This window comes from Aeromonas sp. 130281, from assembly GCF_056642115.1.
This window is the reverse complement of the sequence record NZ_JBWVQS010000001.1, coordinates 1,445,721-1,460,194: the sequence shown is the minus strand read 5'-3', so window position 1 is coordinate 1,460,194 and position 14,474 is coordinate 1,445,721. Positions and strand designations below refer to the sequence as shown.

Annotated in this window: 12 protein-coding genes; 10 read left to right on the top strand and 2 right to left on the bottom strand. The window is 61.8% G+C overall.

All coding sequences use genetic code 11. The features are described from left to right. Positions 1–72 precede the first annotated feature (72 nt). From AC1IN8_RS06565 to AC1IN8_RS06555, 3 genes are all read left to right on the top strand, one after another. Positions 73–1,890, top strand: a complete 1,818-nt coding sequence (locus AC1IN8_RS06565) for an extracellular solute-binding protein (RefSeq protein WP_265437445.1) — start codon at positions 73–75, stop codon at positions 1,888–1,890. A 13-nt stretch (positions 1,891–1,903) separates the two neighbouring features. Then, positions 1,904–2,962 (top strand): ABC transporter ATP-binding protein, encoded by a 1,059-nt coding sequence (locus AC1IN8_RS06560; RefSeq protein ID WP_319912657.1) that lies wholly within the window; start codon positions 1,904–1,906, stop codon positions 2,960–2,962. Positions 2,963–3,252: 290 nt separating this feature from the next. After that, entirely contained in the window at positions 3,253–4,254 is a 1,002-nt protein-coding gene (locus AC1IN8_RS06555; protein ID WP_479758414.1) for an ABC transporter ATP-binding protein, read from the top strand. Positions 4,255–4,867: 613 nt separating this feature from the next. Here AC1IN8_RS06555 and AC1IN8_RS06550 read toward each other — a convergent pair. Next, positions 4,868–6,319 (bottom strand): aminoacyl-histidine dipeptidase, encoded by a 1,452-nt coding sequence (locus tag AC1IN8_RS06550; RefSeq protein ID WP_479758413.1) that lies wholly within the window; start codon positions 6,317–6,319, stop codon positions 4,868–4,870. A 931-nt stretch (positions 6,320–7,250) separates the two neighbouring features. Between AC1IN8_RS06550 and gpt the strand changes: the two genes are divergently transcribed. From gpt to AC1IN8_RS06520, 6 genes are all read left to right on the top strand, one after another. Beyond that, the gene (gpt, locus tag AC1IN8_RS06545; RefSeq protein ID WP_005325980.1) at positions 7,251–7,718 is read left to right on the top strand and encodes a xanthine phosphoribosyltransferase; all 468 of its coding nucleotides are present in this window, start codon (positions 7,251–7,253) and stop codon (positions 7,716–7,718) included. Positions 7,719–7,891: 173 nt separating this feature from the next. After that, positions 7,892–9,160 (top strand): esterase FrsA, encoded by a 1,269-nt coding sequence (gene frsA / locus AC1IN8_RS06540; RefSeq protein ID WP_139437199.1) that lies wholly within the window; start codon positions 7,892–7,894, stop codon positions 9,158–9,160. Between the two features lie 62 nt (positions 9,161–9,222). Further along, the gene (crl, locus tag AC1IN8_RS06535; RefSeq protein ID WP_479758412.1) at positions 9,223–9,615 is read left to right on the top strand and encodes a sigma factor-binding protein Crl; all 393 of its coding nucleotides are present in this window, start codon (positions 9,223–9,225) and stop codon (positions 9,613–9,615) included. A gap of 134 nt (positions 9,616–9,749) precedes the next feature. Further along, complete coding sequence (proB, locus tag AC1IN8_RS06530; RefSeq protein WP_163147058.1) at positions 9,750–10,853, top strand: glutamate 5-kinase; 1,104 nt, start codon at positions 9,750–9,752, stop codon at positions 10,851–10,853. A gap of 124 nt (positions 10,854–10,977) precedes the next feature. Next, positions 10,978–12,231, top strand: a complete 1,254-nt coding sequence (locus AC1IN8_RS06525) for a glutamate-5-semialdehyde dehydrogenase (protein ID WP_479758411.1) — start codon at positions 10,978–10,980, stop codon at positions 12,229–12,231. 150 nt (positions 12,232–12,381) lie between these two features. Continuing rightward, positions 12,382–13,017, top strand: coding sequence for a murein L,D-transpeptidase catalytic domain family protein (locus AC1IN8_RS06520; RefSeq protein WP_025325965.1), 636 nt, complete (start codon positions 12,382–12,384; stop codon positions 13,015–13,017). 57 nt (positions 13,018–13,074) lie between these two features. On the opposite strand, the gene AC1IN8_RS06515 is transcribed toward AC1IN8_RS06520, so the two are convergent. Beyond that, positions 13,075–13,506, bottom strand: coding sequence for a universal stress protein (locus AC1IN8_RS06515; protein WP_025325966.1), 432 nt, complete (start codon positions 13,504–13,506; stop codon positions 13,075–13,077). 195 nt (positions 13,507–13,701) lie between these two features. Here AC1IN8_RS06515 and AC1IN8_RS06510 point away from each other — a divergent pair, with 195 nt between their 5' ends. Next, entirely contained in the window at positions 13,702–14,454 is a 753-nt protein-coding gene (locus AC1IN8_RS06510) for a hypothetical protein (protein ID WP_479758410.1), read from the top strand. Positions 14,455–14,474 lie beyond the last annotated feature (20 nt).

Here is a 14,474-nt window from a genome sequence, read left to right as displayed (position 1 = left end):
GCCTCAGGGCCCTGGGTATCCAACCCTTAATTGAGACGCCCCCGGTGCAGGGGCCAGACTTGGAAGTCAAACATGAACAATAAAATCAAATGGATAGGTGCTCTCTTCGTGCTGGTGAACGGATCCTGGGTGTGGGCCGCCAGCCTGCCTGCGGATCTCAAGTGGGAGACCAACGACACCGACCCCACCTTCGCCTCTCCCAAGGCACTGCCCGGCGGTACCCTCAACCTCTTCATCGACAGCTTTCCGCTGACGTTTCGCACCGTGGGGCCCGACTCCAATGGCTCGTTCCGCTCCTTCATCCTGGACAACCAGCTGAGGCTCATCAGCTTCCACCCCAATACCGGCAACCCCATTCCCTCGCTGGCGAGCGCCTGGGCCATAGCACCGGACAGCCAGACCGTCTACTTCAAGCTGGATCCCCGCGCCAAATGGTCTGACGGCAAGCCGGTCACCGCCGACGACTACACCTTCGGCTACGAGATGATGCGCTCCAAGGACATCAAGGGTCCCTGGTTCAACAACTACTACACCACAGAGGTGGTGGCGGTGGAGAAGGTCGACGATCACACCATCCTGGTGAAGGCGGGCAGCCGCAAGGCCAGGCTGGATCTCCTCAACACCACCGAGCTGTGGCCCCAGCCGAAGCACTACTACAAGATGGGGCCGAACTGGGTGAAGCAGTACAACTGGGCTGTGGTGCCGACCACTGGCCCCTATGTGATGAGCGAGGTGAAGAAGGGCAAGTCCATCACCTTCAGCAAGCAGAAGGATTGGTGGGCCCAGCAGGATCGCTACAACCAGCACAGATTCAACCTCGACCGCATCAAGGTGCAGGTGATCCGGGATCACAACATAGCGTTCCGCCACTTCCTCAAGGGGGAGCTGGACACCTTCGAGATGATACTGCCCAACTGGTGGCATGAAAAAGCCGTGACCCCGGAATACAAGAAGGGCTATGTGCAGAAAGTGATGGCCATGACAGACACCAAGCAGGGGGGGCAGGGGGTGCACCTCAACGTCAGCAACCCCAAGCTGGCGGACGTGAATGTGCGGCTCGGCATCCAGCACGCCATGAACCTGGACAAGATGATTGCGACCGTGCTGCACGGCGACTATGACAGGGCCACCACCTTCGGCTCCGGCTTTGGCGAATTCACCGACATCAAGCTGCCGGAGCGGGCCTATGACATCACCAAGGCGCGGGAGTACTTCGCCAAGGGTGGCTACAACAAGCCGGGGCCGGACGGCATCCTGCAAAACGACAAGGGGGAGCGGCTGACCCTGGCGCTGACCTATACCAGCCAGGAGCACTCCAAGCGGCTGACCGTGCTCAAGGAAGAGGCCAAGAAGGCGGGCCTGGATCTGGAGCTCAACCTGGTGGATGGCGCCACCGGCTTCAAGGTGATGCTGGAGAAGAAGCACGAGGCGGCCTGGCTCGGCTGGGGCGGCGGCGGTCTCTACCCGCAATACTGGGAGTCGTTCCACTCCGACAACGCCAACAAGCCCCAGACCAACAACCTGTTCAACGTGGCCGACAAGGAGCTGGACGCCCTGATCGACGCCTACAACGTCGAGTTCGACATGACCAAGCGGGCCGGGATCTCCCGCCAGATCCAGCAGCGCATCTATGACTTGGCCATCTTCGTGCCCGGGGTGCAGCTCAACTACGTGCGGGCCAGCAGCTGGCGCCACCTGATGCTGCCCGAAGTGCCCGCCACCCGTAACACCCCGGATCTGCTCTACTGGCCCATGGATGGCTACCCCCACAGCAGTGGCGGCCTGCTCTGGCTCGATCCCAAGGTGCAGGAAGAGACCCGAAAGGCCAAGGAAGCGGGTGAGTCGCTCGCTCCCATTACCCTGATCGACAAGACCTATGCGCATCATTGAGAAGGGGGAGACGATGGCAGAGACAGAGACCCCCATCCTGAACGTTCGAGAGGATGGGGGAAAGTTCACCGCCGATAACGACAAGGGCAGGGCTCCCATCCTGGAGGTCAGGGATCTCGAGGTGGAGTTCACGGTCGATGACGGCAAGATCAAGGTGCTCGACGGGGTCAGCTTCCAGGTCGCCCCGGGTCAGACCTTAGGCATAGTCGGCGAGTCCGGCTGCGGCAAGAGCGTTACCTCGCTCGCCATCATGGGGCTGCTGCCCAGGCCCCACGGTCAGGTGGTGGCCGGCTCCATCCGCTTTCAGGGGGAGGAGTTGCTCACCCTGGCGCCGGATCAGATGTACAGGGTGCGTGGCAACCGCATCTCCATGATCTTCCAGGAGCCCATGACGGCGCTCAATCCGGTGCAGACGGTCGGGGATCAGCTAATGGAGGTGTTTCACCTGCACAGGCCGGATTTCAGCAAGGCCCAGCGCAAGGAGGCGGCCATCGCCATGCTGCAGAAGGTGGGGATCCCGGAGCCGGCCCAGCGCTTTGCCGTCTATCCCCACAACCTCTCAGGCGGCATGCGCCAGCGGGTGATGATCGCCATGGCGCTGGCCTGCGAGCCGGACTTGCTCATCTGCGACGAGCCGACCACGGCGCTGGATGTCACCATCCAGGCCCAGATCCTGGATCTGATGAAGGCGCTGCAGGCCCAGACCGGCATGGCCATCATCTTCATCACCCACGATCTCGGGGTCGTGGCGGAGCTGTGCGACGAGGTGGTGGTGATGTATGCGGGCCGCGCCGTGGAGCGGGCCGACATCTTCGAGCTGTTTGACCACCCGCGCCATCCCTATACTCATGGTCTGATGGCCTCGATCCCGCGCCTCGAAGACGTGCCCAAGAGCCTGCTCAAGACCATCAAGGGCCAGGTGCCCGCCCTGCACGAGATGCCGGCGGGCTGCCGCTTCTCCAACCGTTGCCCCCACGCCACCGAGCTCTGCGTGGGCACCAACCCGGTGACAGAGCAGTTGAGCGATCGCCACGCGGTGGCCTGCCACCACTGGAAGGAGTTGAGCATATGAGCATCTTGTTGTCGGTACGGGAGCTGAAGCAGCACTTCAGCAACAGGGAAGGGGCTATGTCGGCTCTTCACCAGGATGGACGGGAGCGGCGGCGATGAGCATCTTGTTGTCGGTAAGAGACTTGAAGCAGCACTTCAGCAACAGGGAAGGGGCTATGTCGGCTCTTCACCAGGATGGACGGGAGCGGCGGCGATGAGCGTCTTGTTGTCGGTAAGAGACTTGAAGCAGCACTTCAGCAACAGGGAAGGGGCTATGTCGGCTCTGCACCAGGATGGACGGGAGCGGCGGCGATGAGCGTCTTGTTGTCGGTAATAGACTTGAAACAGCACTTCAAGATGGGGGGCGGTTTCTTGCGCAAGCCCTACACCGTCTACGCGGTGGATGGCATCAGCTTCGATCTCAAGCAGGGGGAGACCCTGGGGCTGGTGGGGGAGTCCGGCTGTGGCAAGTCCACCCTCGGCCGCTCCCTGCTCAAGCTGTTTGAGCCCACGGCGGGGCAGATAAGCTTCGAGGGGCGCGACATCACCCGGTTGTCATCCGGGGAGATGCGATCCCTGCGCCAGGAGATGCAGATAGTGTTTCAGGATCCTGCAGAATCCCTCAACAGCCGCCACACCGTGGGCCAGATCCTGGAAGAGCCCTTCATCATCCATGGCAAAGGCAACACAGTGCAGCGGCGTGGCTGGGTGCTGGAGCTGCTGGACAAGGTGGGGCTGCCGAAGAGTGCGGTGGATCGCTATCCCCACGAGTTTTCCGGCGGTCAGCGCCAGCGCATCGGCATCGCCCGCGCCATCGCCCTCAAGCCCAAACTCCTGGTGTGTGACGAGGCGGTGTCGGCGCTGGATGTCTCGGTGCAGTCCCAGATAGTGAACCTGCTGCTCACCCTGCAGCGGGAGATGAACCTGGCCATCATCTTCATCGCCCACGATCTGTCGGTGGTCAAACACATCTCGGACCGGATTGCGGTCATGTACCTGGGCCGGGTCGTCGAGCTGGCCGAGGCCCAGCAGCTTTACCTGAGCCCGCGCCACCCCTATACCCAGGCGCTCATCTCGGCGATCCCGGTGCCGGATCCCCGCAGGCGCAACCAGCGTATCCTGCTGACCGGGGACGTCCCCTCACCCATCTCCCCCCCGAGCGGCTGTCACTTCCATCAGCGCTGCCCCTATGCCACCGAGCTGTGCCGCACCACCTCGCCGAGTCTGGAGAGCTGTGGCACAGAGGCCCATCAGGTGGCCTGCCACTTCCCCTTGCCCGTGGTGGAGGCGGCGCCGCTGGGAAAGGCGATCTGATGCCGGCGTCCACTGCGCCAGGGCCGGTATCACAGCAAGGTGGCGTCGGGGACGAGCAATAAAAAAATGGGGCCTGTGGGCCCCATCTTCATGGTTGGAGTTCAGGTTTGGCCGTGGAACATCTGGCCCGGGCAGGACAGCGCCCCGAGGGGGTGGCTGTGGTGTGAATTGCTGAGTTGTTTTGTGGTTTTATTACGTCGTCAATGTCGACTTCCGGACGGGCGACATCAGGCGCCATAGCGGAAGTAGTAGTTGCGAGTCGAAGGCGCATAAGTGTCTTTCTCTTGTGTGCCTTTCTTGCTGGATGCACCTTTCAGGTGGAACAGCACTGCCAGGTTCTCAAACATAGTCTTACCTCTTCGCTCTGTTGATTATTGTTTCCTGTGACCTTGGTCACACTTTGATGCTAGAGGCTTTCGTGATCTCGATCAACTTATTGTGTTGTAAATTTACATAAATCATGGAAAAGGTTTTCAAATCCAGGGTTGCTTATGGATACGATTTCAAGGGAGAGCGGCAGGGGCTGTGAAGAGGCAACGCAGGGAGAGCAAGGGGGAGCACCAATGACATGCCCCGCACTGGGCGGGGCATGAAGCGGCAGGGGAGGCTGTGCTTACTTGGCCGGGATCTGTTCCAGCACGTGGACCAGCAGTTGCCAGAAGCGCTCGACCGCCGGGATGTGTACCTTCTCGCCCGGCGCGTGGGCGCCGCGTATGGTCGGGCCGAAGGAGACCATGTCCCAATCCGGGTAGGCGCTCTTGAACAGACCGCACTCGAGGCCGGCGTGGATCACCATGACGTTCGGCATCTCGCCGAACAGGGTCTGGTAGCTGTTGCGCACCAGGGCCATGACGGGGGAGTCCACGTTCGGTGCCCAGCCCGGGTAGGCGCCGGTGAATTCACAGCTGGCGCCCGCCAGGCTGAACAGGGAGCTGGTCATCTGCTCTACGCTCTCGCGACCGGAGTCGATCAGGGAGCGGATCAGGCACTGCACATACACCTCGCCGTCGAGGGTCTTGATGACCCCGAGGTTGGTGGAGGTCTCGGTGACGCCCGGGATGGCGTCGCTCATGCGCATCACCCCGTTGGGGCAAGCCACCAGGGCGTCCAGCAGGCGGGTCTGGAGGGATTCGCTCATCAGCTTGGCGGGCGTGTCCCGGCCGCTTAGCAGCACGGTCAGGTTCGCTTCTGTGGCGGCCAGCTCGCTCTGGTAGATGCCGGCGTAGCGGTCAACCAGGGCCTTGAATTCGCTGACACTGGCGGTGGGCACCAGCAGGGTAGCGCGGGCTTCGCGGGGGATGGCGTTGCGCAGGGTACCGCCGCTTATCTCGGCCAGACGCACCCCCAGCGGCTCGGCGGCCTTGAGCAGGCGCACCAGCAGCTTGTTGGCGTTGCCACGACCGCGGTGGATGTCGACCCCGGAGTGACCGCCACGCAGCCCCTTGACCTGCAGCTCGAAGCCTTCCCCTTCAGTGGCGGCAACCAGCTCAAGCGGGAAGCGGATATTGGCATCCACGCCGCCAGCGCAGCCCATGTAGACCTCGCCATCCTCTTCGGAGTCGGTGTTGAGCAGGATCTCGCCCTCCAGCCAGCCCGCCTCCAAGCCGAAGGCGCCTGTCATGCCGGTCTCTTCGTCGGTGGTCAGCAGCACTTCCAGCGGGCCGTGCTTGATGGTCTTGTCCGCCAGCACGGCCAGGCAGCCTGCCATGCCCATGCCGTTGTCGGCGCCCAGGGTGGTGCCACGGGCGGTGACCCATTCACCGTCGATGTAGGCATCGATAGGGTCTTTGGTGAAGTCGTGCTGGGTATCGGCATTGGCCTGGGGCACCATGTCGATATGGGCCTGCAGTACCACGGCCTTGCGGTTTTCCATGCCCGGGGTGGCCGGCTTCTTGATGATGATGTTGCCCACGGCGTCCTGCTTGACCGCCAGGCCTTCTCCCTGGGCCCACTGCACTATCCAGGCGCTCAACTTGGCCTCGTGCTTGGAGGGGTGGGGAATGGAGCAGATCTGCTCGAAGAATTGCCAAATCAATTTGGGAGACAGAGAACTAAGCTGTGCCACGTCGGGACTCCTTACCAGCACGGAAATGGACAGGGCCCAGTGGGCCGCAGAAGAGGGTAACGATAATACAGTCAATCACACAAAAATGTGAGCGATCTGCGCAAATTGCGGTCTGCTTGTGCTGATAAAGGGGGCTTGAATGGCGGACATGACTGCCTTGCCCATGTGTACCAGCAGAAGATGAAATTCGTGATGCGCGTCACAAAAATATTGTCTTTTTGCCGCCGGGTGGTAAATTAGCCGCCGTGGGTCAACCACTTGTCAGGATGACAATCAATGCCTCCAGGGAACCGAAGCAAAGCAAGTGCGCCTCCACGGAACCGAGTGTCTGTTCAAGGATCTGAACCCGCATTATAGGTACGTAACTTGTTAAGCAATCAGGAGTTTTAATATGTCAGGCAGCAATTCAACCTATTGGTTTGCCCAGTCTCTCTATACCCAGGGTTTCAACTATCCGAACCCCTACGCCGGTCGCCGTTAAGACGGGCAGTCAGCCAGGCTGACAGAGAAAGCAGCAGGTGTGTGAGGATTCCATCCTCCCCCTGCTATTTTTTTGCCCGAAATTCGAGGTTTGCTCTTCAAATGAGCACCCTGTTGATGAGGACTGGGCCCGAAGGGGAGGCGAAGCAGACAGGAGATGACCGACTTTTCCTGTTTTTCGCATACGTTTGCCAGTCATTTTATCTGCAAAGGGTGCTATCATACCGGCCCAACAGCTGGCCTGAGGTCTGGGTTTCGATCGATATGGCCGCCAGCCATGCCCGTCCTGCTTTCAATGCATCTGCTTTTTGCTGCCGAGGGTTCACCCCTGAGGCCGCAAAAGTGCAAGCAAAATTCAGGAAACGGGGGCCAGAATTTACCGGATCCCGTGTGTCTGCCGGGACTCTTACGTCTTAAGTGATTGCCTTTATAACTCGTTGAGATCGATAGCATGCCAAAAAAGTTCTATGTATCGTGGGATAACCTGCAACGTGAAGCGCGCCGTCTGGCCCGTCGTCAACTGCCCGTCAGCCAGTGGAAAGGGATCATCGCGGTCAGCCGTGGTGGCCTGGTACCGGCTGCCCTGATGGCCCGTGAACTTGGCATTCGCAACGTCGAAACCCTCTGCATCTCCAGCTATGACCACAACAGCCAGCGTGAGCTGGTGGTCGTCAAGGCTGCCACCACCGCCGGTGACGGCGAAGGCTGGCTGGTCGTGGACGATCTGGTGGATACCGGTGGCACCGCCAAGGCGATCCGTGACCTCTACCCCAAGGCCAAGTTCATCACCATCTTCGCCAAGCCCATGGGCGAGCCGCTGGTGGATGACTTCGAAGTGGCCATCCCGCAGGACACCTGGATTGAGCAGCCCTGGGACATGGCGCTGGAGTTTGCCAACCCTATCTGCGACGAAGAGTAATCGGCACCTGCCTTGGCGCACCGCCCCTGACTGCTGCGGGGACGGGTTGCTCGCGCCTATGGCAAGACGGTTTCATAAGGCCCCTGTTTGGGGCCTTATGTGTTTATGATGTGGCTGCCCGCGGTGAAAAGTGGTTAAGATGGGCCATTGTTTGAGACAGAAGAGTCACCATCTTGGAACCAAACGACGATACCAACCTGACGGAAAAGCTGTTCACCCGGGTCAAAAAGGTATTGGAAACCTCCGAAATATCCAACTCCAGCCCGGTCGAAGAGCAGGACAGCTCCCTGGCCGAGAGCTTCATCGACGGCGCCCTGTCGCCCCATTGGTATCGCCTGCTGCGCCGGCCGACCTGGGCCTGGCAGGGGGCGGATCCGGTGGAAGTGGAGCAGACCCTGGCCCGCATCGCCATGGGGCAGGGAGAACGCAGCCACGAGCGCTATCTGGATACCATCAAGGGCTATGTGCCCGGCAACTGGGTCTATGAGTGGAGCCAGCTGGCTGGCCGCTATTTCAATGCCGGGCGCGAGCTGGTCGGCCAGGGCGATAGCGCCGGAGCGCTGAAGAATCTGCTCAAGGCGGTGCGCTACTACTCCATCGCGAGCTACCCCCACCTCAAGAATGACGAGCTGGCGGATCAGGCCCAGTTGCTCTGCAACATGGCCTACCGCGAGGCTGGCAGGCTGTTCAAGGTGCCTCTCAAGGAGCTGCAGGTCCCGTTCCGGGGCAAGACCATTCAGGGCTATCTGCACCTGCCCACCACCGACAGGCCTGTGCCTCTGGTCATCGTCAGCGGCGGCATCGACGCCCTCCAGGTCGACTTCCTCAACTTCTACTTCAAGTGCCTCGAGCCCCACGGCATCGGCATGCTGTCGCTGGATATGCCGGGAACCGGCTATGCGGAGCACTGGCCGCTGGTGCAGGACACCAGTCGCCTGCACCAGGCGGTGCTCAACCACCTCTCCGAGGTGGCCTGGGTCGATCATCAGCGCATCGCCATGGTGGGGTTCCGCCTCGCCGGCAATGTGGCGGCGCGCCTCGCCTTCATCGAACCCTTCAAGCTCAGGACTGTGGTCTGCATCGGGGCCGGCATCAATCAGGTGTTTACCAATCAGGAGATGTTTGCCCGCTGTCCGCGCATGATGCGGGACGGGCTGGCGAACCGCCTGGGGGCCGATGCGGCCCAGTGGGATCTGCTGCGCACCAAGTGCCAGGTCTTCTCCCTCAAGACCCAGGGATTGCTGGGGAGTCGCACCTCTGTGCCCATCCTGAGCATTGGTCACAAGCGTGATTTCATCTGTCCCGAGCAGGATGTCCGGGCTCTGGCCTCCGCCAGCCGCAATGGCAAGGCGGTGGTGTTTGACAAACAGCCTCTGCTAGAGGTGTATGACGAGGCGCTCAAAGAGACGGTAGATTGGCTAAAGAAACACTTATGTACATGATATAGAACTAAAAATGTAACATCATCATGTGATGGTATGGCTTGTTCAACAGGGAGGTTAGCATGTCAGAAAGAGTGACCTACAAGCGATTGTTGCGGCAATTCGCGGCCATTGGCCCCTATCTGCGCGAGGATCTGTGCGAGGAGGGACGCTACCGCTTCGACTGCCTTTCCGTCTGCGTCAGCGCCAAACCGGCGCCGGACAAGCGGGAGTTCTGGGGTTGGTGGCTGGTGCTGGAGCAGGAGGACCACAGCTTCAGCTATTACTATCAGGTCGGCTTCTACAATGCGGACGGGGAGTGGATCGACAAGCCGCTGCCCAAGAAGCATCAGGCCGAAGTCGAGCGTACCCTCAACCACTTCTACAAGCTCATCAGCGCCAAGCTGACCCTGCTGGAGTGCACCTTGTCTCCCGCCAAGCAGGTCACCGCCGAGCTGAATGTGACGGCGGCCTGATCCGCCCGGGCCCTGCGGTCATGGATCCGCGGGGCCTCCTTCTTTGCCATGACAGCGGTGAGGCTTAATTGCCTTGCAGGGCAACAGGGCCGTGGGTATAAAGGGATTCCTTACTTTTCTAACCCTTTGTTCCCATGGAAAACAGAACCATAGTCGTCAAATTGGGCACCAGCGTGCTCACCGGGGGATCTGCCCGTCTCAACCGTGCCCACATGGTGGAGCTGGTCAGGCAGTGTGCCGCCCTGCATCGACACGGGCACCGTGTCGTTCTGGTGACCTCTGGCGCCATCGCCGCCGGACGTGAGCACCTGGGGCACCCTCCGCTGGCGCCGACCCTGCCCAACAAGCAGATGCTGGCGGCGGTGGGCCAGACCCAGCTCATCCGGGTATGGCAGGACCTGTTCAATCTCTACGGGCTGCACATCGGCCAGATGTTGCTGACCCGCGCCGATCTGGAGGACAGGGAGCGTTACCTCAATGCCCGCGACACCCTGCGCACCCTGCTCGATCATCGCATCATCCCGGTCATCAACGAGAACGACGCCGTGGCCACCGCCGAGATCAAGGTGGGGGACAACGACAACCTCTCCGCCCGCGCCGCCATTCTGGCGGATGCGGATCTGCTGATCCTGCTCACCGACCAGAAGGGGCTCTTCACCGCGGATCCCCGCACCAACCCGGATGCCCAGCTCATCGAAGAGGTGCAGACCATAGACGACACCCTGCGATCCCTCGCCGGTGACAGCGTCAGCGGTCTGGGTACCGGCGGCATGGCCACCAAGCTGCAGGCCGCCGATGTGGCGCGCCGCGCCGGGGTCAACGTGGTGATCGCCACCGGCCAGATCCCGGAAGTGATCGGTCGCCTCGCCGCCGGCGAGCGTGTGGGCACCCTGTTCCCGGCCCTGGCCTCGCCGCTGGAAGGGCGCAAGAGCTGGATCCTGGCAGGGCCGCCCCCCCACGGGGAAGTCCAGGTGGATCAGGGGGCCGTGGCCGCCATGCAGGAGAAGGGCTCCAGCCTGCTGCCCAAGGGCATAGTCGCGGTCAAGGGAGACTTCGTCCGTGGCGACGTGGTGCGGATCCTGGGCCCCCAAGGGAGCGAGCTGGCCCGTGGCATCTGCCGTTACGATCATCTGGAGCTTGAGAAGCTGCGGGGCGTACACTCGGATCAGATAGAGGCCGTGCTGGGTTACGGCTATGGCGCCGTTGCCATTCACAGAGACGACATGGTGCTGCTGTGAGCAGTCGGCCCCGATAGACCCTGCCGCTACGGCTGCGGCCATGGCTATGGGGTCATGGGCCAGCCACCGAGACGACATGGTGCTGCTCTAAGCAGCACCTATGAAAGAGAAAAAGGATGACGTTATGAGTCTGGAGAAAATGGGGCAGGCGGCCCGCGAGGCCGCCTATCAGCTGGCGACCATCAGCACGGTGCAGAAAAACCGTGCGCTGGCCGCCATCGCCGATGAACTGGAGGCGCACAGTGCGCAGATCCTGGCTGCCAACGAGAAGGATATAGCGGCAGGCCGCGACGCCGGCTTGTCGGAAGCCATGCTGGATCGCCTGCTGCTCAACCCTGCCCGTCTCGCCGGCATAGTGGCGGACGTGCGCAAGGTGATCTCCCTTGACGATCCGGTCGGCGCCGAAATCGACAGCCGGGTGCTGGAGAACGGCCTGCGCCTCTCCCGCCGCCGGGTGCCCATAGGGGTCATCGGCGTCATCTACGAGGCACGCCCCAACGTCACCATCGACATCGCCAGCCTCTGCCTCAAGACCGGCAACGCCAGCATCTTGCGCGGTGGGCGCGAGACCTTCCACTCCAATCTGGAGCTGGTACGGGTGATCCAGCGCGCGCTGGCGGCCTCGGGCTTGCCTGGGGATGCGGTGCAGTACATCGACAACCCTGACCGGGCCCTGGTGGGCGAGCTGCTGCGCCTCGATCGCTATGTGGACATGATCATCCCCCGCGGCGGCGCCGGGCTGCACAAGATGTGCAAGGAGAACAGCTCCATCCCCGTCATCATCGGCGGCTTTGGCATCAGCCACATCTTCGTGGACGAGAGCGCCGATCTGGCGCGCTCCCTGGCGGTCATCGACAACGCCAAGGTGCAGCGCCCCTCCGCCTGCAACGCCCTCGATACCCTGCTGGTACACGAGAAGGTCGCTGCGACCTTCCTGCCGCAACTGGTGGCACTGATGAACCAGCGCAAGGTGACCCTGGTGGGGGCGCCCAACGCCATGGCGCTGCTGGCAGGCGGCGACAACCTGTGCGAGGCGGGAGCGGAAGATTTCGACACCGAGTGGCTGGGGCTGACCCTGGGGATCAAGCTGGTGGCGGACGTCAACGAGGCGCTCGCCCACATGCGCGAGCACAACGCCGGCCACTCCGACGCCATCCTGACCAACGATCTCGCCAATGCGGAGCGCTTCGTCAACGGTGCCGGTTCGGCGGCGGTCTACGTCAACGCCTCCACCCGCTTCACCGATGGCGGCCAGTTTGGCCTGGGGGCCGAAGTCGCGGTCTCGACCCAGATGCTGCACGCCCGTGGCCCCATGGGGCTGACCGAGCTGACCAGCTACAAGTGGGTCGGTCAGGCGGACTATCTGATCAGAGCCTGAGCCAGGTCGTCAGCACAGTGCCGTCAATGCCGACTCAGGTCGGCATTTTTGTGGTTTTTTATTGCGCACTATCAGTGGCTTGCATATAACTATCCAGCGAGACATGGCGTCATTCAGAGCGCCAGTTCAGGAAGGGGAGCGACTTCAAGGATGAAGCGACAGTATTGGATGTCGCGGCTGGCCAGCCTCTGGCTGGGGCTGCCGCTGCTGCTGGGGGCCCTCTGCTTCAGCAGCCAGGGTCACGCCAGCTGGGATCAGGATCTCTATCGCCAGCTGGGTCTGGCGGGCAAGCTGGACAAGCAGGTGTTCCGCAAGGCCCTGCAGGGCTATCAAGATGTGCGCCACAAGCGCAAACCCATACTCACCATCATCGACTACAGCAAGCCCTCGACCATGCGCCGCCTCTTCGTCATCGACGTGAAGCGCCACAAGCTGCTCTACCACACCTGGGTCAGCCACGGTCGCAATTCGGGGGAGCTGGCGGCGCGCCAGTTCTCCAACCAGCTCAACTCCCGCCAGAGCTCCCTCGGGGTCTATCGCACCGCCGAGACCTACCAGGGCAAACACGGCTACTCCCTGCGCCTGGACGGACTCAGTCCCGGCAAGAACAGCAATGCCCGCAAGCGCGCCATCGTGGTGCACGGTGCTGACTACGCGAGCCCGAGACACCTGCAAAAATATGACAAGCTGGGCCGCAGCTGGGGTTGCCCGGCCCTGCCAAGGGAGCAGTCCAGGGCCATCATAGACACCATCAAGGGGGGCAGCGTCATCTATGCCCACGGTTGAGGGGGCATAGAGAGCAAAAAGGCCAGCATGGGCTGGCCTTGTGATCGGGGGCTGGAGTTACTTGCGCACCACCAGCACCGGGCAGGGGGCGTGGCGCACCACGGATTCCGCCACGCTGCCCACCAGCAGGTGGCTGATGCCGGAGCGACCGTGGCTGCCCATGACCAGCAGATCCACCTTGTCTTCCTTCGCCTGGATCACTATCTCGTCGGCGGCGCGGCCGAAGCGCACCTCGAATTTGGCCGGGATGGGCAGGCTGGCGACCAGCTCCTTGAGCTGGCTCTTGGCCTGACGCTCCATCTCATGGGTGATCTCGATGGCGGTCATGTGCAGGATCTTGTAGCTGTCGAAACCGTGCAGCTGATCCACCACGTGGACCAGCTTGAGCTCGGCCTGATGGCTCTGGGCCATGAAGACGGCGTAGTCGAGCACGGCCTTGGACATCTCGGAAAAATCGACGGGACAGAGCAGGGATTTGATGGTTGGCATGAGAAGGCTCCCCTCAGTTAGGTCACTAATGAATCTTATGGTTCATGATACCGATCGAGGGGGCAATAACCCTCGACCCGCTCGCAAAATCGGGAAAAATGTCACCGGGCATGCTGGCTTTCTATGCTATCAGTATGCCTGAACGGACCGCCTGGCGATGAGCGCCTGCCGACGGTCATACCACTGAGGAAACCCATGGTTCGTCTTTTTCTGTTCTGCTGCCTGCTGCTCATCTGGCCCGTGCGGGCCGATACCCTGCATGTCTATTGCGATGACTGGCCCGGCTTCTGCCAGCAGGATGGCGAAGGTGTCTATCTGGACATAGTGCGCGCCATCTATGAGCCCGAGGGCTATGTGGTGCGCCCCCACCTGGTCCCTTACAAGCGGGCGCTGGCGGTGGTGTCCCAGAAGGCGGGGGACATGGCGATGGGGGTCTATCGGGGAGAGGTGAAAGGCACCCATCAGCCCGATTACCCCGACTCGGCGGACTACGTGAGCGTGGTGATGCAGAGCCGCTGGTTGCCGCACTGGGACGGTGAGCACAGCCTCAAGGAGCAGGAGGTGCTCTGGCTGCGGGGCTGGGCCTTCGACAAGTTCATCCCGGTGCCGATGCGCTGGTTCGAGATAGACAGCCATGAGATGGCGCTGCAATTGCTGCTCAAGGGGCGCTATCGCTACTACCTGACCGACGGTGCCCTCTACCCCAGGGACGCCCTCCCGCCCGAGCTGGCACAGGTGTTCCTGCGCTGGATCCCGACCTACCCCATCTTCGCCGACAACGAGAAGGGCAGGCAGTTGCATGGGCTCTGGGATCCCGGCATGTGCACCCTGATAAGGGAGGGGACACTGGCACGTATCTATCGGGAAAACCGGCTCTACGACGACTACCAGGACTTTATCAGGGAGCAGGAGGCCAAGGTGCGCAGGGAGGCGCCATCACAGGATTGAAGCGGCCTGCTGGCTGGCCA

Bases quoted from the DNA above. Each gene is read 5' to 3' on its own strand.
- AC1IN8_RS06565 (WP_265437445.1), top strand. From the start codon at position 73: ATGAACAATAAAATCAAATGGATAGGTGCTCTCTTCGTGCTGGTGAAC.
- AC1IN8_RS06560 (WP_319912657.1), top strand. From the start codon at position 1,904: ATGGCAGAGACAGAGACCCCCATCCTGAACGTTCGAGAGGATGGGGGA.
- AC1IN8_RS06555 (WP_479758414.1), top strand. From the start codon at position 3,253: ATGAGCGTCTTGTTGTCGGTAATAGACTTGAAACAGCACTTCAAGATG.
- gpt (WP_005325980.1), top strand. From the start codon at position 7,251: ATGCCAAAAAAGTTCTATGTATCGTGGGATAACCTGCAACGTGAAGCG.
- crl (WP_479758412.1), top strand. From the start codon at position 9,223: ATGTCAGAAAGAGTGACCTACAAGCGATTGTTGCGGCAATTCGCGGCC.
- proB (WP_163147058.1), top strand. From the start codon at position 9,750: ATGGAAAACAGAACCATAGTCGTCAAATTGGGCACCAGCGTGCTCACC.
- AC1IN8_RS06525 (WP_479758411.1), top strand. From the start codon at position 10,978: ATGAGTCTGGAGAAAATGGGGCAGGCGGCCCGCGAGGCCGCCTATCAG.
- AC1IN8_RS06520 (WP_025325965.1), top strand. From the start codon at position 12,382: ATGAAGCGACAGTATTGGATGTCGCGGCTGGCCAGCCTCTGGCTGGGG.
- AC1IN8_RS06515 (WP_025325966.1), bottom strand. From the start codon at position 13,506: ATGCCAACCATCAAATCCCTGCTCTGTCCCGTCGATTTTTCCGAGATG.
- AC1IN8_RS06510 (WP_479758410.1), top strand. From the start codon at position 13,702: ATGGTTCGTCTTTTTCTGTTCTGCTGCCTGCTGCTCATCTGGCCCGTG.